The sequence below is a fragment of the Mesorhizobium sp. M7A.F.Ca.MR.362.00.0.0 genome (assembly GCF_004023175.1).
In the GTDB taxonomy this organism is placed as follows: Bacteria; Pseudomonadota; Alphaproteobacteria; order Rhizobiales; family Rhizobiaceae; genus Mesorhizobium.
Genome location: NZ_RZTF01000110.1, coordinates 1,293 through 4,951 on the forward strand (window position 1 = coordinate 1,293; position 3,659 = coordinate 4,951).

A 3,659-nucleotide genomic window follows, 5' to 3' on the forward strand; every position below is an offset into this window, starting at 1 on the left:
GTCTCCCACCACCCGCATGCACGCATCTTGCTCTTCGACATGCGGCATGTGGCTGGAATGCTCGAATATCTCCCAGCGAGACCCCTTGATGCCGTCCTTGTAGGGCTGCACGGTCGCGGGCGTGGCCTCGTCGTGACGTCCGGAGATGATCAGGGTGGGAACATCGATGGCCGGCAGACGGTCGACGATGCTCCAGTTCTTCAGCGTTCCGATGACGTGGAACTCGTTTGGCCCATTCATCAGATTATAGACGGTCGGATTGCGCACGACCTGGGCGAAACTTTCCGTGACTTCGGGCGGGAAAGGCACGACCCGGCAGACATGCCGCTCGTAGAACGCCATCGTCGCCGCCTCGTTTGTCGTGCCGGCCTGCTCGTGTCGGGTCAGGGTCTCCTGCACATCCGCAGGCAGATCCGCGCGCAACCGGTTGGCCTCTTCGACCCACAGTCTCATGGACGCCGGTGAGTTGGCGATGGTCAGCGACTTCAGGCCCTGCGGCCGCGTCACGGCATATTCGGCGCCCAGCATGCCGCCCCAGCTCTGGCCGAGCACGTGGAAGCCCGTCCGAATGCCGAGATGGTCGACCAGGTTTTCAAGCTCGTCGATGAACAGCCCAGGTGTCCAGAAATCGGCGCCTTTCTCAGGCAGCAAGGTGGAATTGCCGCAGCCCAACTGGTCGTAGTGGATGACGGCGCGATCCCTTCGCGCAAGAAGCTTGTAGGCATCGACATAGTTGTGAGCGACGCCCGGGCCGCCATGCAGGATCACCACAGGCGCCTTTTCGCCACCGAGTTCGCCACTGACCCGATACCAGGTCTCGTAGGCGTCGAAAGCGGCCCGTCCCTCCATGCCTATGATCTCAGATGACATCCCAGTTCCCAGTGCGGTTGAAGGCATCTTGTATTTGTCCGTGACGGCAGGCGCCCTAACTCATGTTGCGGGTGACCTGCACCCACTCTTCCAGCATCTGCACGCCAAATGCCGTGGCGCCTTGCCTGCCCAGAGGCCGATCGGTGTCGGTCAGTTCCTTGCTGGCGATGTCGAGATGCACCCAGGGGCGGTCTTCCGTGAAGTGACGCAGGAAGGCCGCCGCATAGGGAGCGTCGCCGTCTTCCATGTCCTTGCCATGATGCCTGAGGTCCGCGAACGGCGATTGCAGACCCTCATCATAGGCCCGGTCGAGCGGCAGCCGCCAGAACCGCTCGCCGACCGTTTCTCCGGCCGCGATCATCTGTGAAGCGATGGCATCGTCGGTGCTGAATAGGCCTGCGAATATCGACCCCAGGCCACGCGTCACCGAATAGGTCAGCGTCGCCAGATCGACGATCACCGAAGGGTTGAAGCGCGTGGCTGCATAGTAGAGGCAGTCGGCCAGAAGCAGGCGTCCCTCCGCATCCGTGTCGAACACTTCCACTGTCTGTCCCGAGGCCGTGGTGATGATGTCGCGCGGTTTGAGCGCGGTGCCCGATGGCATGTTCTCGGCGATGCCGAGAACACCGACAACGTGTACCGGGCTGCCTTGCCGGGCGAGCGCGATCAGCAGGCCGACCACAGCCGCCGCTCCGCCCATGTCGGCTTTCATGTCGAACATCTGCGCTCCGCCCTTGATGCAGAGGCCTCCCGAATCGAAGCAGACGCCTTTGCCGACGAAAGCGAGTGGTTGGGCGGGAGCACCCTTGCCGCGGTAGCGCAGGACAGCGACCCGTGGCGGACGCGCCGAGCCCGACCCAACGGCGAGGAGCGCGTTCATGCCGAGCTCCTTCAGTTGCGCGGCATCGAGCATTTCGATGTCGATGCCGGCTTCACGCAGCGGCTCCAGATGATCATGGAAATTGTCGGGGTGGAGATGGTTTGGCGGCAGGTTGACCAAGGTGCGTGCATATTCGACGCCATCGGCGATTGCATTGATCCGCGTCAGCGCCGCGGTCAGATCCGGGCCGCCGGCTCCGACCAGTTTCACCCGCAAGGTTCGATCCGCTCCCGCTCCTTGCCGCCGGATTGCAGTGGCCGACAACCTTGCCGTGGCGCAGCACGGTGGCGCGGTCGCAGATGCGTTTGACCTCTTCGAGCCGGTGCGAAATGTAGAGGATGGATTTGCCTTCCGAACGCAGGCGCTCCAGCGTCTCGAACAGCTTGTCGGCTTCCTGCGGCGTCAGCACCGAGGTCGGCTCGTCCAGGATGATGAGCTGAGGCGTTTGCAACAGGCAACGGATGATTTCGATGCGTTGGCGTTCGCCTACCGACAGGTCGCCGACCAGCGATTCAGGATCGAGCGGCAGGCCGTAGCTGAAGGAAAGCGCCCTCGCCTTCGCAGCGATGCTGTTGATCGGCGAGCCGTCGTCCAGCGACAGGGCAATGTTTTCGGCCGCGGTCAGCGCCTCGAACAGCGAGAAGTGCTGGAACACCATACCGATACCGAGTTTTTTCGCGACGCCGGGGCTGGAAATCCTGACGGACTGTCCGTTCCAGAAGATCTCGCCGGCATTGGGCTCCAGCGAACCGAACAGCATCTTGACCAGCGTCGACTTGCCGGCGCCGTTTTCGCCAAGCAGGGCGTGGATCTCACCCCTGGCGATGTCGAGATCGATATGATCGCACGCCGTCAGCGTGCCGAATACCTTGGTGAGGCCACGCACCTCAAGCAGGTTCGTGCCGTCGTGATTTGCACTCACAGTGCCTCCCATCTGGTTAGCCAGACATGTTCTGTGTTCCCGCAGGCATGGTAGGCGCGGCCGGCTCTCATCGGAAAGCGGCACACGTCTTGAAAGAGCTTCAAGAATTTCAGCGGAAATTCAAGGGATAGCAAGGCAGAACGAACTAAGGGATGAGAACGGTCGTCCCTGTGGTCCTGCGGCCCTCGAGGTCGGAATGCGCCTTGCCGGCGTCCTTGAGCGCGTAGCGCTGGTTGATCTTGATCTCGACCGCGCCGCTGAGCACGACCTCGAACAGGGCGGCGGCAGAAGCGTCGAGGTCCTCGCGTTTTGCGTTGTAGACGAACAGTGTCGGCCTTGTTGCGAACAGCGACCCCTTCTGTGCCAGCAATGACATGCTGAACGGCGGTATGGGTCCCGATGACTGGCCAAAGCTGACGAACATGCCAAGCGACCGCAGGCAGTCCAGCGAAGCCGGAAATGTGTCGTTGCCGACCGAATCGTAGACAACGTCGCATTTTTTGCCGCCGGTGATGGCGGCGACGCCGGCAACGAAATCCTGTTCCTTGTAGTTGATGACATGGTCGAAACCATGCGCCCTGGCGAGCTCGATCTTGTCGGACGAGCTGGCGGTGCCGATGACGGTGGCGCCGAGGTGTTTTGCCCATTGGCCGAGGATCAGCCCGACGCCGCCTGCCGCGGCATGGAACAGGATCGTGTCGCCGGCCTTCACCTTGAACGTCCGGCGCAGCAGATATTCCGCGGTCATGCCCTTCAGCATCATCGCCGCGGCCTGTTCGTCGCTGATGCCATCCGGCACCTTGACGACGCGGCTGGCATCGATGACGCGCTGTTGCGCGTAAGCGCCCGTCGTCACGGCATAGGCGATGCGATCGCCAGGCTTCAGCCAGTCGACGCCCTGGCCGACCTCCAGCACCACGCCGGCGGCTTCGCTGCCTGGCACGAGCGGGAAGCCGCCAGGCGGCGGGTAGAGGCCAGAGCGATGGT

The 3,659-nt window shown here is 62.7% G+C and carries 3 protein-coding genes and 1 pseudogene; all 4 read right to left on the bottom strand.

From position 1 onward, the window contains the following. Positions 1 to 870: proline iminopeptidase-family hydrolase (locus EOC06_RS15775; RefSeq protein ID WP_245469641.1), on the bottom strand; the 870-nt coding region annotated here is incomplete at its 3' end. A 55-nt stretch (positions 871 to 925) separates the two neighbouring features. Then, positions 926 to 1,960 carry a M17 family metallopeptidase gene (locus EOC06_RS15780; protein ID WP_245469643.1) on the bottom strand — a complete coding sequence of 345 codons (1,035 nt, stop codon included), beginning with the start codon at positions 1,958 to 1,960 and terminating at the stop codon, positions 926 to 928. 34 nt (positions 1,961 to 1,994) lie between these two features. Continuing rightward, a pseudogene (locus EOC06_RS15785) lies at positions 1,995 to 2,684 on the bottom strand (ATP-binding cassette domain-containing protein); the annotation flags it as partial. 133 nt (positions 2,685 to 2,817) lie between these two features. Continuing rightward, a partial coding sequence (locus tag EOC06_RS15790; RefSeq protein ID WP_245469645.1) for a quinone oxidoreductase occupies positions 2,818 to 3,659 on the bottom strand: 842 nt, incomplete at its 5' end.